8 protein-coding genes and 1 tRNA gene are annotated in these 14,816 nt (G+C 65.6%); all 9 read right to left on the reverse strand.

The window, feature by feature from the left end:
* Positions 1-16 precede the first annotated feature (16 nt).
* The 9 genes from HH302_RS03545 to HH302_RS03585 all read right to left on the reverse strand — a co-directional run bounded on the left by HH302_RS03545 (position 17) and on the right by HH302_RS03585 (position 14,415).
* Positions 17-3,313, reverse strand: coding sequence for a hypothetical protein (locus HH302_RS03545; protein WP_172198272.1), 3,297 nt, complete (start codon positions 3,311-3,313; stop codon positions 17-19).
* A gap of 154 nt (positions 3,314-3,467) precedes the next feature.
* Complete coding sequence (locus tag HH302_RS03550) at positions 3,468-4,592, reverse strand: NAD(P)/FAD-dependent oxidoreductase (RefSeq protein ID WP_172198274.1); 1,125 nt, start codon at positions 4,590-4,592, stop codon at positions 3,468-3,470.
* Positions 4,573-5,325 carry a fused MFS/spermidine synthase gene (locus HH302_RS03555; protein ID WP_172198276.1) on the reverse strand — a complete coding sequence of 251 codons (753 nt, stop codon included), beginning with the start codon at positions 5,323-5,325 and terminating at the stop codon, positions 4,573-4,575. Before HH302_RS03555 ends, HH302_RS03550 begins: the two co-directional genes overlap by 20 nt.
* A gap of 4 nt (positions 5,326-5,329) precedes the next feature.
* The gene (locus HH302_RS03560) at positions 5,330-6,292 is read right to left on the reverse strand and encodes a metallophosphoesterase (RefSeq protein WP_172198278.1); all 963 of its coding nucleotides are present in this window, start codon (positions 6,290-6,292) and stop codon (positions 5,330-5,332) included.
* Positions 6,289-8,823 carry a DNA mismatch repair protein MutS gene (gene mutS, locus HH302_RS03565; RefSeq protein ID WP_172200692.1) on the reverse strand — a complete coding sequence of 845 codons (2,535 nt, stop codon included), beginning with the start codon at positions 8,821-8,823 and terminating at the stop codon, positions 6,289-6,291. Before mutS ends, HH302_RS03560 begins: the two co-directional genes overlap by 4 nt.
* A gap of 218 nt (positions 8,824-9,041) precedes the next feature.
* Positions 9,042-9,713, reverse strand: coding sequence for a DUF1345 domain-containing protein (locus HH302_RS03570; protein ID WP_172198280.1), 672 nt, complete (start codon positions 9,711-9,713; stop codon positions 9,042-9,044).
* A 170-nt stretch (positions 9,714-9,883) separates the two neighbouring features.
* Positions 9,884-13,009, reverse strand: coding sequence for an efflux RND transporter permease subunit (locus tag HH302_RS03575; protein ID WP_172198282.1), 3,126 nt, complete (start codon positions 13,007-13,009; stop codon positions 9,884-9,886).
* A 19-nt stretch (positions 13,010-13,028) separates the two neighbouring features.
* Entirely contained in the window at positions 13,029-14,165 is a 1,137-nt protein-coding gene (locus tag HH302_RS03580) for an efflux RND transporter periplasmic adaptor subunit (protein WP_172198284.1), read from the reverse strand.
* A gap of 174 nt (positions 14,166-14,339) precedes the next feature.
* Positions 14,340-14,415 (reverse strand) — tRNA-Thr (locus tag HH302_RS03585).
* Positions 14,416-14,816: the final 401 nt, after the last annotated feature.

Here is a 14,816-nt window from a genome sequence, read left to right on the forward strand (position 1 = left end):
TACGGGCCACGGGGCGCTACTGCAGCGCCCCGAGCAGCACTTCGACCGCGCGCAAGCCGCCCGCACTGGCCAGCGGCAGGAGCGTGGCGCGCACCATGTTCCAGTGGCTGGCGCGGAATATTCCTGAATCGACCTCCCCGATGTAACGCTGCACATGACGCAGCAGCTGCGTGAGGCACTGTTCGTCGTTGCGCAGGCTGGCGGCGAGGCCGTCAAGGCCTCGTAGCGCGGTACGCCGCGCTTTCTTGGCCGCCGATTGGCCGATCCACACCGTCAGCAGGGCACACACGCCAAAAACACCGAACAGCACCAGTGCCATCGGGTCGACCGTCCAGGCCTCGAAGTAATCCCAGCGGCTTGCCAGCACCAAGGACAGCACGATGCCCGGGAAGTAGAGCAGCCACTCGTTGTGGCGTGAGATCTGTTCGATCAGCAGGATGTCGATGTAGTGGTCGAACAGCCGGTCGAGGCGGGTCGGATCCGCCGCTTTCACGATGCGCCGCTTGCCAGGTTGGCCTGGCCGCTCCGCGATCGTGTTGCCCGCATCCTGCGCGGCACCGGAGATGACCGCCGGATCGACGTACTGCTCCTGCAGGGCGTCCATCGCTGCATCCACCGCCTCTTGCGGCCAGTCGGAACGATTCGCGCTGAGTTGGCGCGCCAGCACCATCAAGCGCAAAGCCACGCTCAGAGACAGGAAGATCAGTACCAGCAGCAGGAAGGTGCCGGCCGCGGCCACCGCGATGAAGAGGGCAATCGCGATCTTGCCGCGCACCGGCGGCAGCACCGGATAGTTCAAACCGATCAGCGCGAAGACGCCCATCATCAGGCAGGCCCACAGCGTTCCGATCAGCAGTTGCGGCCCAGGCGACATTGCGTGGCGGAACATCAGCCAGGCGTGATGGGCGTCCACAAGCCCGTGCGTTGGGTGTGGGCCGATGCAGGCAGAACGCAGGCGGCGCTGCAGCGTCAGGCTGGTGTCGCGCAGCAAGCGGCGCCAGCGCCAGGCCCGGCGGCTGGAGGGCGGCCGTACGCCCGAAAGGCCGAAGCGCTGCGCCACGCCATCCAGCGTGCGCCCGATGCGTTTGCGCGCCAGCCATAGCAGCCAACCCGACAGCACGAGCGCGCACCAGCGCAGCCACAGGCTGGGCCAGATGCTGATCCCGTCCAGCCAAGCAAACGGCTCTTCCGCCCAGGCTTCCGCGGTGTCGCGCAACCAGCCGTAGCAGACCACCGGCACCACCACCAGCACGATGATCGCCATGCACAGGCCGAGCAAGGTGCCGTCGCGGTTGGGTGACCAGACCGTGGCGCCGAGCAGGTAGAGCGTAACGATGAAGAGGCCCAGCGCCACGGTGATCGTGATCAGGGTGCCGCCGCTCAGATGGTCGCGCGGCGGGTGGATGTCCTGGCAACGCAACAGGTTCTCGGGTGCTTCGGTGACGTCCAGTTGCGGGCAGGATTCGCGCCGCGCGTATTCGTTGAGCGGGTGGGCGCGGGTCAGGCCGATTTCGTGCAGCCGCGGCGTCAGCGCGTTCCAGCGCCCGACCCAGCCGGCCACCGCGTCGCGATCTGCGCTGTTGCCGAGTAGCGCGACAGAGGTGGTGAGGAACAGCGCCGTCTGCTCGCCATCGCGGAAAGGGATCACGAAACGTTGCACCGGTGGGGCGAGCTTCAGATCGAAGCGCGACACGACCAGCACATTCCGCATCGCGCTGATGCTCTCGTGGTCGAGCATGCGCGAGTCGAGCCCGGTGGTGAAGAATTGCACCTGCGGGAAGCGTGCGCGCAGCGCTTGCAGCAGCATCCGCTTGTCGTAGAAGTCCGAGGCCAGGATGCCGATCGCGCGAATCCCCACCGAACCGCGCCCGCACACCGCCTTCAGGTTGGTGTCGCGCTCAGCGATCTGCTCGACCAGGCGACGCACATAGTCGCGCTGGCTTTGCAGCGTTGACCGTTCATAGGCAGCGTCTGGCGGCTTGTTGCCGCTTGTCGCCGTGCCGCCCGGCGCCGTCGCGTTGCCGTCGCCAGAACGGCTCTGCAGGCCCTTGCCGTCCAGCCCCCGCGTGAAGGCGAATCCATGCACGTTGGCGGCATCGGAGCGTCGCAGCTCGGCACGCCACTGTGATGCGACCTGACCCAGGTGGCCGCCGAAGGCGCGCCGGAAGTCGCGCGCATGATGGGTATCCCATTCGCTGACCAGCGCCACGTGATGATCGAACAGGCAGGCGTAGCGATGCGCCTCGGAGCTGCGTCGCGCGTCGATCACGTCGGTGTGGTCGCTTGGCCGCATCAGGTTGAGGCCGCGCCGCTCAAGTTCCGCCACCAGCGTGTTGGCGAGCATGTCGTCGGTGGGGCCGATTTCGAGCACATGGCGGCTCGGGTCGCCGGGCGAGGTGTCGGCGTCGATCGTGACCTGGCTGCGGAAGTGGCGCAGCGCCAGCGCGGCACTGGCGTCGGCAGGGCAGGCGGGCAGGTTCTTGTCCTCGTCGCTGCCGTTGCTGTTCTTGGCGCCGGGCGGGCGGCAGCGCATGCCGGACTCCACCCGGTCGGTGACATCGCGATCGAGCGGACCCAGCGTCACATAGCGGGCGCCGCCACCCTCTTCGTCACCGGCCACCATGCTGTCGAACGCGGTGCCCAGTAGACGATAGCGGCGTGCCGCTTCCTGCACCGTGTCGGCCAGGCGCAAGGGTGCGTCCGCAATCCAGAACACGCTGACCTGGTCGGCGCGCCCGGCATAGGTGGGGCCGAGGTCACCGCGGCCTCGCCCGCGTTGCGCCAGTTCCTTGTCCTTGCGCAGCTGGAAGCGTTCGATCGTTGCCCGCACCGGCGTTTCGAAGCCGGTCTGGTTATCCAGCGCTGCGAAGCGGCAGGGGCCGATCAGATGCTCCGAATCGCCAGGCTCGTAGCCCCAGCGGTTCAGGGCGGAGAGCACCGCCGCGCGGGCGCGGATGCGGCGCTCGGAGTCTTCGCTGGCACCGCCGGCGTTGGCGATGATGAAGAGGCGCATGTGCCGCTCGCCCTTCGCGACACTGCGGTGAAACTGGCTATCGATCTGGCCGCAGTCGTTTGCGGTGCTTGATTCCGATGCGCTTGCACTGCTTTTGAGCGGGCTTGCGAGCGGGTCTTCCCACATGCGCGCCTCGATACTGCCCGCCTGCTCGGAGGGCGGCAGCGCGGGCGGGCGGCCGCTGTCCGGCACCGGTGTCGGCGTCAGGCTGATGGCGGCGACCAGAGCTGCGATGAGCGCAGCCAGCAGGGCGGGGGTCTGGAACGGTGAGCGTTCCGCTTTGGCGTCTGACGAATCCATCGGGTTGTCCTCCCTGCGAGGACAGTCGCACCTGCCGGTGCGCTCCGGTGCTGCTGGGCGCAGCGGCACTACGCTCAGCTAGCGCGACTGGTGAATCCAGCATAGATCAGCAGCGTGCCGATGGCCCGCACGGTTTCTTGCTGCGATGTTTGGCTCAGCCGCCGACGAGACTTGATACCCGCGCCGCAATCGCCAGTGAGGCGGTCAGCCCCGGCGATTCGATGCCGAACAGTTGCACGACACCTGCGACGCCGTGCTCCGCCGGCCCATCGATACGGAAGTCGTGTGCCGGGGCGTCCGGCCCGCCGAGCTTTGGCCGGACACCGGCGTAGGCGGGCTGCAGCCGCTCGACCGCCACGTCCGGCCAGTAGCGGCGGATAGAGTCGGCAAAGGCCTGGGCGCGATTGGTGGGCACGCTGTAGTCGGGGGCACCGACCCATTCGACGTCCGGCCCGAAGCGGGCGTTGCCGGCCAGGTCCAGCGTCAGGTGCGTGCCGAGGCCGCCCGGTTCCGGCACCGGGTAGATCAGATGCTTGAATGGGTTGCGGCCCGACAGCGCGAAGTAGTGCCCCTTGGCGAAGTAGAGCGGCGGCACCGCCTCGGCGGGGAAACCCTGCAGGGCACCGGCAAGTATTTGGGCTCCGAAGCCGGCGGCGTTGACGAGCCAGCGTGCCTCGACCCGATACGGTACCGCGCCGCCGATCTGCAGCACCTGGCCCGCGGCCGCGCATTCGCCGCCGATGACGGGGGCGCCGTACATCAGCATGGCGCCGGCCTGTTCGGCGTCGTCCGCCAGTGCCTGCATCAGCGCATGGCTGTCGACGATGCCGGTATCCGGCGACCACAGCGCCGCACAGCAACGCAGTTCCGGTGCCATGTTGCGAGCGGCGTCGCCGGTAATGAGTCGCGCCTGCTCAACGCCGTTCGCGCGTGCCTGGCTGGCGATACGTTCGAGCGCGGGCAGGTCGGCGGACTCCGTGGCGACGACCAGTTTGCCGACGCGTTGATGTGGCACCTGCCGCTTCGCGCAGTAGTCGTACAGCGCGCGCGATCCGGCGACACAGAGTTCGGCCTTGAGCGACCCTGTGGGGTAGTAGAGCCCGGCGTGGATCACCTCACTCGAGCGGCTCGAAATGCCTTGGCCGAAATGCGCCTCGCGTTCGAACACGGCGACCTGCAGGCCGCGCATCGCAAGGGCGCGTGCGCAAGCAAGCCCGACGACACCGGCGCCGACCACCACCACATTGACTGTGACCGATTCAGAAGCGGAGGACGTCATCCGGCGTGGCCAGCTCTGTCGCAAGGCGTTTGAAGGTGTCGCGCAGATCGAGCCCTGTTTCGAGTTTGAGTGCTGCTGCGCGGGCCTGGATCTCAGCGAAGGGCAACGCAAACGGCTCCCCTGCGTTGGCGAGGGCGACCACATTGCCGGTTTCGCATTGGGGCAGCGCGAGCGTGCGGCCGTCGAACGCCTCGCCGATGCGGGCAAGGCTGTCGCGGAAGGTTTTCCGCTTGCCGAACAGGTTGCTTGCAAGCAGGCCGTTTGTGGCCAGTGCAGCGCGTGCTGCGGTGTAGAACGGCGCGGTATCCAGCACGCCGGCACGGGCGTTGTGGTCATAGCCGTCGACCAGGATCATGTCCCAGTAGCCGGTGTTGCGCATCACCACTTCGGCGCCGTCGGCGACGATGATGCGCAGGCGTGCGTCTTCGTCGGGCAGCTTGAAGTGCGCGCGTGCCACGGCCACCACGCGTGCATCGATCTCCGCCACCGTGATGCGGGCCTGCGGCACGTTGCGGTAGAAGAATTTGGTGAGCGATGCGGCGCCGAGGCCGATCAGCAATACCTTGCGCGGCCAGGGGGCCGGCCGCAGCAGGAGCCCGGCGGCCATGTGCCGGGTGTATTCGAGTTCCAGCGCGTAGGGGCGGCGCACCTTCATCGCGCCCTGTACCCAATCCGAGCCGAAATGCAGGTAGCGGACGCCCGCTTCTTCGGAAACGTCAATCGAATGGGCCATACGCTCAATCCTCGTCGCGCAGCGGCCGTGGGCGAATCCGCACCAGGCGTTCGGCTTCGGTATCCACGGTGATCTCAAGCCAGCCGGGGATCGGCGAGCCGAACACTTCGGCACGGCGGAAGCGTTCGATCGTCTCCCCGTTCGTGTCGCGCAGCGGGCGGTCCACGCGCATCACATGCGTATCGCCATGGATCAGCAGCACATCGCCGCTATAACCCAGCACCGCAGAGCGCAGCGCATACAGCAGCTCGGCATAGGGGCGGGGCGGGTTTCCGGCCGCGAAGGCTTCGAAATCGGGGTTGGCGTGCATGAAGATGACGACGGCCGGAAGCGATTTGCGTTGCGCTTCCGCAAATCCCGCGTCGAGCCAGTCGCGCACCGCGCTCATGCGTTGGCGGTATTCGGCGCCGGGCTCGCGCTGACTGCCGTAGTGGTTGTCGCTCCCTGGCACGTTCAGCGTCAGGAAGAGCACTGGCCCGCGCTGCCAGCGCAGGTGCTCCTGATAGGCGCCGTGGGTGAAATCGGCGTCGCTCTGGCGGATCACGCTGAAGGGCGTCGCGCCGAGCGATTCGGGTTTGGCGAAGTACAGGCTACGCAGTTTGTCGAGACGCTCGAGCGGATCGAAGGCGCCCGCGCTGCGGCGCTCACAGTCCACCCACTCGTTGTTGCCGGGCACGAACACGCTTGGGAACGGGGCTGCCGCCAGCAAGTCGCGGAAGTCTTGCAGCGTCACGTCGTCACAGGGGGTGCTGCCGTGCTTCATGTCCCCGACGTGTACCGCGAAGGCGACTTCCGAATCGCGCATCGCGGTGATCAGCTGCGGCAGTTCGGCGCGCTCGATATCGGTGTAGGGCAGGTCGCCAAAGGCGGCAAAACTGAAACGCTCGGCATGCGCAGACGGCACTGCGAGCAGCGCCGTGGCGGACGCGACGAGTAGCGTGAAGCAGCGCTTGAGCCACGGGGTCATCGTGTCAGCGCCTTCAGCGCGTAGAGATGCTCGAGTGCCTCGCGGGGCGACAGCGCATCCGGGTCCACCCCGGCAAGCTTTTCCAGAACCGGATGCGGCGGCGCTTCTTCGACGTCTGGCGGCAGCGCCGAGAATAGATCCGCCTGGGGGCCACCTGAGGCCTCGCGGTTTTCCAGTGCGCGCAGGCGCCGGCGCGCTTCGCGCACCACAGGCGCCGGAATGCCTGCCAGCGCGGCGACCTCGATACCATAGCTCTGGCTCGCGGGGCCTTCTTCCACCGCGTGCAGGAAGACGATGCGATGGCCATGCTCGACCGCACCGAGATGCACATTCGCACATTCCGGGTGCTCGACCGACAAGCGTGTCAGCTCGAAGTAGTGCGTCGAGAACAGCGCCAGCGAGCGGTTCTTTTCCAGCAGGTGGCGCGCGATCGCAAAGGCGAGCGCCATGCCGTCGAAGGTCGACGTCCCCCGACCAATTTCGTCCATCAGTACCAGCGACCGCTCCGTCGCGCTGTTCAGGATCGCAGCGGCTTCGGTCATCTCGACCATGAAGGTCGAGCGGCCCGAGGCCAGATCGTCGGATGCACCGATGCGCGTGAAGATGCCGTCGATCGGCCCCAGCTCTGCGCGCTTTGCAGGCACGAAGGCGCCGCAGTGCGCGAGCAGCACGATCAGCGCAATCTGCCGCATGTAGGTCGATTTACCACCCATGTTCGGGCCGGTCACCAGCAGCATGCGGCGCGTGGCGGAGAAGTCGCAATCATTGGCAATGAAGCTGTCGACCTGACGCTCCACAACCGGGTGACGACCCGCCTCGATGGCGAGCCCGGCTTCGCTGCGGAACACCGGCTTGCAGTAGTCGTAGCGCAGTGCCGCGCGTGCGAAGCTGGTGAGGCCATCGAGCAGCGCCACCGCGCGGGCGATGCGCTGGAAGGCAAGGATGTCCTGCGCCAGGGTGTCGAGCAACGCTTCCCACAAGCCCTTTTCGCGGGCCAGCGCGCGCTCTTGCGCGGACAGCGCCTTGTCCTCGAAGGCCTTGAGCTCCGGCGTGATGTAGCGCTCGGCGTTCTTTAGCGTCTGGCGCCGGCGGTAGTCGTCCGGCACCTTGGTGGTGTTGGCGTGGCTGACTTCGATGTAGAAGCCATGCACCTTGTTGAACTCCACCTTCAGGCTGGCGATGCCGGTGCGTTCGCGCTCGCGCGCTTCAAGCTCCATCAGGAACGCGCCGCAGTTGGATTGGATGCCACGCAGCTCGTCGAGCTCCGCATCGAAACCCTCTGCGATCACCCCGCCGTCGCGAATGTTGGTCGCCGGTTCCGGTGCGATCGCGCGGGCCAGCAAGCTTGTGGGTGCAAGGGGCGCGGCGAGGTCGCCGTGCAACTGGGCGAGCAGCGGCGCGGCGCCGGTCGGCACGCTGGCTTGCAACTCCGGCATGCGGGCGAGCGTGTCGCGCAGTGCGGAAAGGTCGCGCGGGCGCGCGCTGCGTAGCGCGATGCGTGAGGTGATGCGTTCGACGTCGGCGATACCGCGTAGCACCCGCGCAAGCCCCTCGGCGGAAAGACCCTGGTCTTCGATGAGGGCTTCCACCGCGGCGTGTCGTTGCGCACACGCCTGGCGATCGGAGAGCGGGTGATGCAAGGCATGCCGCAGCCAGCGCGAACCCATCGAGGTCTCGCACAGATCGACCAGCGAGAACAGCGTGGGCGCCGGCTCGCCGCGCAGGGTCTCGGTCAGTTCGAGGTTGCGGCGGGTCGCTGCGTCCATGCGCAGGAATTCGGCTTCGCGCTCGACGTGCAGTCCGGAGACGTGCGTGAGGCTTTGTCGCTGCGTTGCCCGCGCATAGTCGAACAGCGCCGCTGCGGCCGCGAGGGCGACTTCGAATTCATCGGCACCGAATCCGGAAAGGTCGCGCGTGCCGAAGTGTTCCGGCAGCACGCGGCGCGCGGTTTCAGCGTCGAACTGCCAGTCGGCGAGGCGGCGCACAGCGGGTACGCGTTGTTCCAGCCCTTCGAGCGTGAGGCCGTCCGGCACCAGCGCCTCGGCCGGGCGCAGCCGTTCCAACTGGGAAGCCAGTTGCGTAGGCTCGCATTCGAGGATGCGGAAGTCGCCATTGGCGAGGTTGAGCCAGGCGAGCCCGAGGCGGCCGCGGTGCTGCGTGGCCGCCAGCAGTGGCGCGTCGGTCTTGTCATCGAGCAGTGCAGCGTCGGTCAGCGTGCCGGGGGTGACGATGCGGCTTACCGCACGCTCGACCGGGCCCTTGCTGGTGGCCGGATCGCCGACCTGTTCGGCAATCACGGCTGATTCGCCCATCTTTACCAGCTTGGCGAGATAGGGTTCGAGCGCATGGAAGGGCACGCCGGCCATCGCGATCGGTTTGCCGGCCGATTTGCCCCGCGCGGTCAGCGTGATGTCGAGCAATCGGGCGGCTTTCTCCGCGTCGTCGAAGAAGAGCTCGTAGAAATCGCCCATGCGATAGAACAGCAGCGTGCCCGGATGCTGCGCCTTCAGCGCGAGGTACTGCTGCATCATCGGGGTGTGGTCTGCAATCGACTGATTTGCAGAAGAAAAGCTCGAACTCAAGGCAGGGCGTCCTGATGCGGGATACGGAAAAGAGTGCGGAGCTTAGAGCAAAACCAGGGTGATTTGCCCGCTCCGTAACGTGCCGGGCGGCATTGTCGCAGGCCCGCTGCCTTGGCGGGGCTCACGGCCAGGCTGTAAGCCTGCGAATTGGGCCCGATCGCGCGGTGCTAGAGCAAACCCGAGGCGATATTGATCGTCAGCGCGAGCACCGTCGTGTTGAAGACGTAGGCGAGCACGCAGTGCAGCAGCCCGGTTCGGCGCATCGGCCGCGAAGTGAAGCTGACGTCGGCGGTTTGCCCGGAGGTGCCGATCACGCAGGCGAAGTAGAGGAAGTCGCCGTAATCGGGTGTCTCGCACTCCGGGAAGGTCAGGCCTCCGGTGCCGCCTTGGGCGCGCGCAAGGTAGAAATCATGCGCGTAGTGGAATGCAAACATCACCTGCGTGAAGCCCCACGAGGACACGATGGTCAGCGCGGCCAGCGCGATATGGGCGTACTTGATCGTGCCATGCAGATCCTTGACCACGCCAAGCTCCGCGATGATCGACGTGAGGCTCACGACGGCGGCGATCACCACCAGGGTGAGAATCACCAGACGACCTTCGTCCTGGGTCCGGGCGCGCTGGTTCATCTTCACGTGGTCGGACGAAAAGATCAGTTTGAGCGCAAGCACGAGATAGAGGCAGGCGCCCGCGTTCCACGCAATGATCAGGCGCGTCACCGTGTGGTGCGCAAGGGAGTCGGGCAACGTCAATCCGACCAGCAGGCCCGTCAATGCCGAGAGAAACAGGCGCGGTCGGGCAAGGATCTGGCGATAGAGGGCGAATCGGCGAAGCTGCATGGCGAGCCTGGATCTCGTTGCGCCGCACGCGAGTTTCCATGTGCGCGGCAACGCTGGAAGGTTGCGTTGGATCGCCATGGTAGAGCGCCAGCGCCATTCGTGCTGCGTGGCCGTCGCGGCGCGGACCTTTGCTGGGGCGGAACGCGCCTTGCACGCGCCCCGCCCGAAGCTCAGCTTGCTTCGGTGGCGAGCTGGCCGCGGTGGAAACGCCGCTTGATCCAGGCGCCAAAGTCGTCGAGGTAGGTGTAGACGACCGGCACGACGACGAGCGTCAGCATTGTCGAAGCGATCACACCGCCAATCACGGCGTGCGCCATGGGTGCGCGCTGCTCACCGCCGTCACCAAGGCCCAATGCGACGGGGATCATGCCGAAGATCATTGCGAAGGTGGTCATCAGGATCGGGCGCAAGCGGATACGACCGGCGTCGATGATCGCCTGCCGCCTAGGCTCACCGCGCTTCTGCGCATGCTCGACAAAGTCCACCAGCAGGATCGCGTTCTTCGTCACCAGCCCCATCAGCATGATGATGCCGATCACCGAGAAGATCGACAGCGTGCTGCGCGCCGCCAGCAGCCCGAGGAACACGCCGATCAGCGACAGCGGCAGCGAAGTCATGATCGCGAGCGGATGCAGGAAGCTGCCGAACTGCGAGGCGAGGATCATGTAGATGAAGATGATCGCGAGCGCCAATGCCGACACTGCGTAGCCGAAGGATTCGGCCATTTGCTGGTTCTCGCCTTCCTCGACGATGCGGTAGCCGGGCGGCAGCGTCTTCTTGAAGTCCGCCAGCACCTTCTGCACGTCGGCGCCCACATCGCCTGCCGAGCGCCCGGAGACCCCGGCGAAGACCCAGATATCGCGCGCAAGGCTCTTGCGGTTGATACGCGTCGGCGAACTCGATGCGACCACCTTGGCGACTTGCGACAGCGCGATCATGTAGGGCAGGCCGGTCGTGGTGTCGGTGGTGCTGCTGGCCATCCACAGCAGGTCGAGGTCCGAGCCCGTGCGACGCAGCTCCGCCGGCAGGCGGATCTTCACGTCGTAGGCTTCGCCATCGGGTGCTTGCCAGGTTGTTGCGGCCTGACCTTCGATGAAGGGCCGAAGTGTGGTGCCGACGCGCTCGACAGAGATGCCGAGGTCGGCAGCCATTGCGCGGTCCACGACGATTTCGAGCATCGGCCGGGTGTCTTCTGCGGTGGTCTGGATGTCCACGGCGTTCGGGATCGCCCGGATGCGGCTTGCCAGGTCTTGCGACAGTCGCGTCAGCACTGCAAGGTCATCGCCCTGCAGATTGACCGCAATCGGGTTGTCACCACCGCCTTCACCAATGCCGAGCGACTTGAGTTCCACGCCGCCGAGTTCGCGCAGGCGGCTGCGCAGGCGGGCAACCATTTCCTCCTGCGTGGCTTTGCGCTTGGTCTTGTGCACCAGCTTGATATCGAGCTGGATCTGTTCCGGGCCCTGCGTTTGCCAGCCGGCATTCACGGTGATGTAGGTGCGCTGTACCTCCGGGAACTCGCGCAGCGCGGCGTCGACCTGTTTGGCTTTGGCGAGCGTGTAGGCGAGGCTGGATCCGGTTGGCGTCACCATGCGGCCGCCCAACTGGCCGAAGTCGCCCTTCGGCACGAACTCCGAGCCGATGTACGGCACGAGAAGAAAGCTGCCGACCAGCAGAGCGGTAGCGGCGCCCAGCACCGTCTTGCGATGCCCCAATGCCCAGTCGATCAGGCGCCCGTAGCGCTCGGAGAGCCGTGTCTGGAATGCTTCGAACGCGTTCAACCAACGGCCCAGCAGGCCCGTGCGGGTAGGGCCATGCGCATCGGGGTCGTGCCACACGGACGAGAGCATCGGGTCCAGCGTGAAGCTGACGAACATCGACAACATCACCGCGGACGCGACCGTCAGGCCGAACTGGTAGAAGTAGCGGCCGATGATGCCGCCCATGAAGCCGACTGGCAGGAACACGGCGACGATGGTCAGTGTGGTGGCGAGCACCGCGAGGCCGATCTCATGGGTGCCGTCCAGCGCGGCCTGGTAGGGCGACTTGCCCATCAGCGCGTGGCGAACGATGTTCTCGCGCACCACGATCGCATCGTCGATCAGCAGGCCGATGCAGAGCGACAGCGCGAGCAGCGTCATCATGTTCAGCGTGAAGCCGAGCGCCTGGATCATGAAGATCGAGCCGAGCAGGGCCAGCGGCAAGGTGAGGCCGGTGATGACGGTGCTGCGCCAGGAGCCAAGGAAGATGAAGACGATCAGGATCGTCAGCAGCGCGCCTTCGATCAGCGTGTGCTGCACATCGTTGAGCGAGTTGCGAATGTCGTCCGAGCCGTCGTAGATGAGGTCCAGCACCATGCCTTCAGGCAAGGACTTGTTCAGCTCATCCATCGTCTTGCGCACGCCGTTCGCCACCTCCACGGTGTTCGATTTGGAAACCTTGTAGATGTCGATCGACAGCGCGGGTTTGCCGTTGATCAGCGCGTGTGAGGTGGGTTCCGCTTCGCCATCCGACACGCTCGCCACGTCGCGCAGCCGGATCTGCGCATCGCCGCGTTGCGCGATCACGATGTCGGCAAACGCCATGGGGTCGCGCAGGCGGCCTTGCACCTGAACCTGCATCTCTTGCCGTGCGTTCTTCAGGGCGCCGGCCGGCAGCATCTGGTTCTCGCGGCGCAGCGCCTCGCTGATCTGCTCGACGCCGATATGCAGTGCCCGCATACGGAATGGATCGAGCTGGATCTGGATTTCGCGCGCAATGCGTCCGGCGAGATCGGCTCGGCCGACGCCCTTGACCGTTTGCAGACGCTTGAGCACCAGCTTGTCGGCCCGCTCCGTCAGCTCGCGCGGCGTGTGGCGATCAGACGTGAAGCTGAGCGACATGATCGGCCGATCTTCCTCGCCCCAGGTGCCGATCGTCGATTGCTTGACCTCATCCTTGAGCGAGGGGCGAACCTGGCTGAGCTTGTCCCGCACATCGGCGACCGCCTTGTCGGCGTTCACATCAAGCTCGAACTCGACAAACACCAGCGAGTAGTCCTGATATGAGCGGGATGTCACGCGCTTGACGCCCGCCAGCGTGTTCATCGCCTCTTCGATCTTGCGCGAGACCTCCGTCTCGACCACCTCGGGCGTGGCGCCGGGGTAGGGTGTGGTGATCGCGACGGACGGGAACGTGACGTCCGGCATTGCCTCGACCGTGAGGCGTTTGTACGAAAAGAGGCCTAGCACTGCGAGGCAGAGCATCAGCATTGCCGCAAAGACGGGGTTCTTGACCGAGATCCGTGTCAGCCACATGGCGTGCGCTCCTGCTCGATCAGGCCGCGGGCTTGAGCCGGACAGCGAGGTTTTCGGCGGCGCCTTTCAGCGGCATTGCGACGACCTGCTCGCCGCCGCTCAGGCCTTTGGTGATGCGCACCAGATCAACACGAAGCTGTTGGTATTCAACCGGCTGCCACTTGAGTTTGTTGTCCGCAACGATCCACACGCCGCGCCCGGTCTTGGACGCCTGAATGGCCGTGGCGGGCAACCGGATCTGCGGGTCCGCTTTACCTGTTTCGATTTCGCCGGTGACGTACAACCCCGCGCGCAGGCGCTCCCCCGGGTTGTCCACGGCGACATAGGCCAGCACGCTGCGCGTGCCAGGCTGAGTGGTCGGGTTGATCCGCGTCAGCTTGCCCTCGAATACCTCATCACCAAACCCCTCTGCGCGCAGGCGAACCTTTTGGCCCGGCATCAGGCTCGCAATGTGCTGACTCGGGATTGCAGCCTCGACTTCGAGTTTGCGCAGGTCGACCAACGAGAAGAGCTTTCGGTTTGGCTCCACCCATTGGCCCGGCTCAACTTGCCGGTAAGAAACCGTTCCGGCAAATGGGGCTACCACCTTGGCGTCTTTCAACGCCCGCTGAACGATCGCGAGCTGCGCCTTTTGCGCATCGAGCGCCGCTTGGCGTTCCGCATAGCCGCCGAGGGTGTTGTCGAACGCGTTCTTCGAAATGAAGTTCTGGTCGAGCAGGGCGCGGCCGGATACACGGTTGCGTTCGGCGACGCGCATCTGCTCCTCTGCGCTGGCTACTGCGGCTGCACGTTCCGCATGGCGGGCACGCAGGTCGGTCTCATCGAAACGCGCAAGTACCTGGCCGGCGACAACCTTGTCGCCCGGGCGCGCGCTGACCTCGGCCACGCGGCCGTCAAATGGGGCGTGCAGATGAATCTGGGTGAGCGGGTTCAGTGTGCCGGCGAGCAAGACGATTGGCTGTACCGCGACTTGCTGGGCGAGCAGAACGTCCGTCGGAGCAAGCTCCATCAGCGTCGGCTTGGCTTGGGCTTCGACGGGCTTGGCCTGGACATCTTTGCGCGCGCTGATCGCGTAAACCGCGCCGACCGAGGCCAAGGCGAGCGCAATGCCACCGAGCGCCCAACGGCGAGAAGGGCGCCGAATCATTTGAAACATGATTGTCTGACTCCAGGGCGGCCAGTTTGGCGCGAGCGGTTGGGGATGATTGATTCTAGGCGCCACCCCGAACTTCAGTTTGTCGGGTTTGTGTCACGCGCCGAAGGGGCGATACAAAGCGGCTAGAGGCGTGAACGACAAAGGGGCCCGCGAACGGGCCCCTTTGGCATTGTCTGGTGCTGCTGACCGGAATCGAACTGGTGACCTACTGATTACGAATCAGTTGCTCTACCGACTGAGCTACAGCAGCGAAGCCCTGCATTCTAATCGAGGTTTTTCAGAACCTGCAAGTCTGTGTCGAGTTCGATTTTCGAATCGGCGACATGTTTTGCCGGGAAAGCGTCACAGATCCGACATCAAAGTCGTGTTAGGGGCCCGATGTAACGCTTGGCGGGGCCGGGTGTTCGTTGTGGTGCGCCGCACCAATCTGGTGCGGAAATATCTCGTAAACACTCGCAATACCTTGTGTTTCGTCCGAATTTGCATGGCACAAGTCTTGCTGAGACTGCTCCGGCAGTGAGTTACATCGTCGCTGTCAGGGCCGCCGGAAGGGGCAAAAACACTCGTTTGTAGCTGTTGCAGTGGGGCTTGGTGGTTGATTGACACCCCAATTTCCGCGCCGCGACAATGCGACGCCCTCGAGAGAGGGTG

It is taken from the genome of Niveibacterium sp. COAC-50, from assembly GCF_013184235.1.
Lineage (GTDB): Bacteria > Pseudomonadota > Gammaproteobacteria > Burkholderiales > Rhodocyclaceae > Niveibacterium > Niveibacterium microcysteis.

Excerpts from the sequence above, each read along its gene's own strand:
- mutS (WP_172200692.1), bottom strand. The coding sequence starts at position 8,823 with ATGATGCAGCAGTACCTCGCGCTGAAGGCGCAGCATCCGGGCACGCTG.
- HH302_RS03580 (WP_172198284.1), bottom strand. The coding sequence starts at position 14,165 with ATGTTTCAAATGATTCGGCGCCCTTCTCGCCGTTGGGCGCTCGGTGGC.
- HH302_RS03555 (WP_172198276.1), bottom strand. The coding sequence starts at position 5,325 with ATGGCCCATTCGATTGACGTTTCCGAAGAAGCGGGCGTCCGCTACCTG.
- HH302_RS03570 (WP_172198280.1), bottom strand. The coding sequence starts at position 9,713 with ATGCAGCTTCGCCGATTCGCCCTCTATCGCCAGATCCTTGCCCGACCG.
- HH302_RS03550 (WP_172198274.1), bottom strand. The coding sequence starts at position 4,592 with ATGACGTCCTCCGCTTCTGAATCGGTCACAGTCAATGTGGTGGTGGTC.
- HH302_RS03575 (WP_172198282.1), bottom strand. The coding sequence starts at position 13,009 with ATGTGGCTGACACGGATCTCGGTCAAGAACCCCGTCTTTGCGGCAATG.
- HH302_RS03560 (WP_172198278.1), bottom strand. The coding sequence starts at position 6,292 with ATGACCCCGTGGCTCAAGCGCTGCTTCACGCTACTCGTCGCGTCCGCC.
- HH302_RS03545 (WP_172198272.1), bottom strand. The coding sequence starts at position 3,313 with ATGGATTCGTCAGACGCCAAAGCGGAACGCTCACCGTTCCAGACCCCC.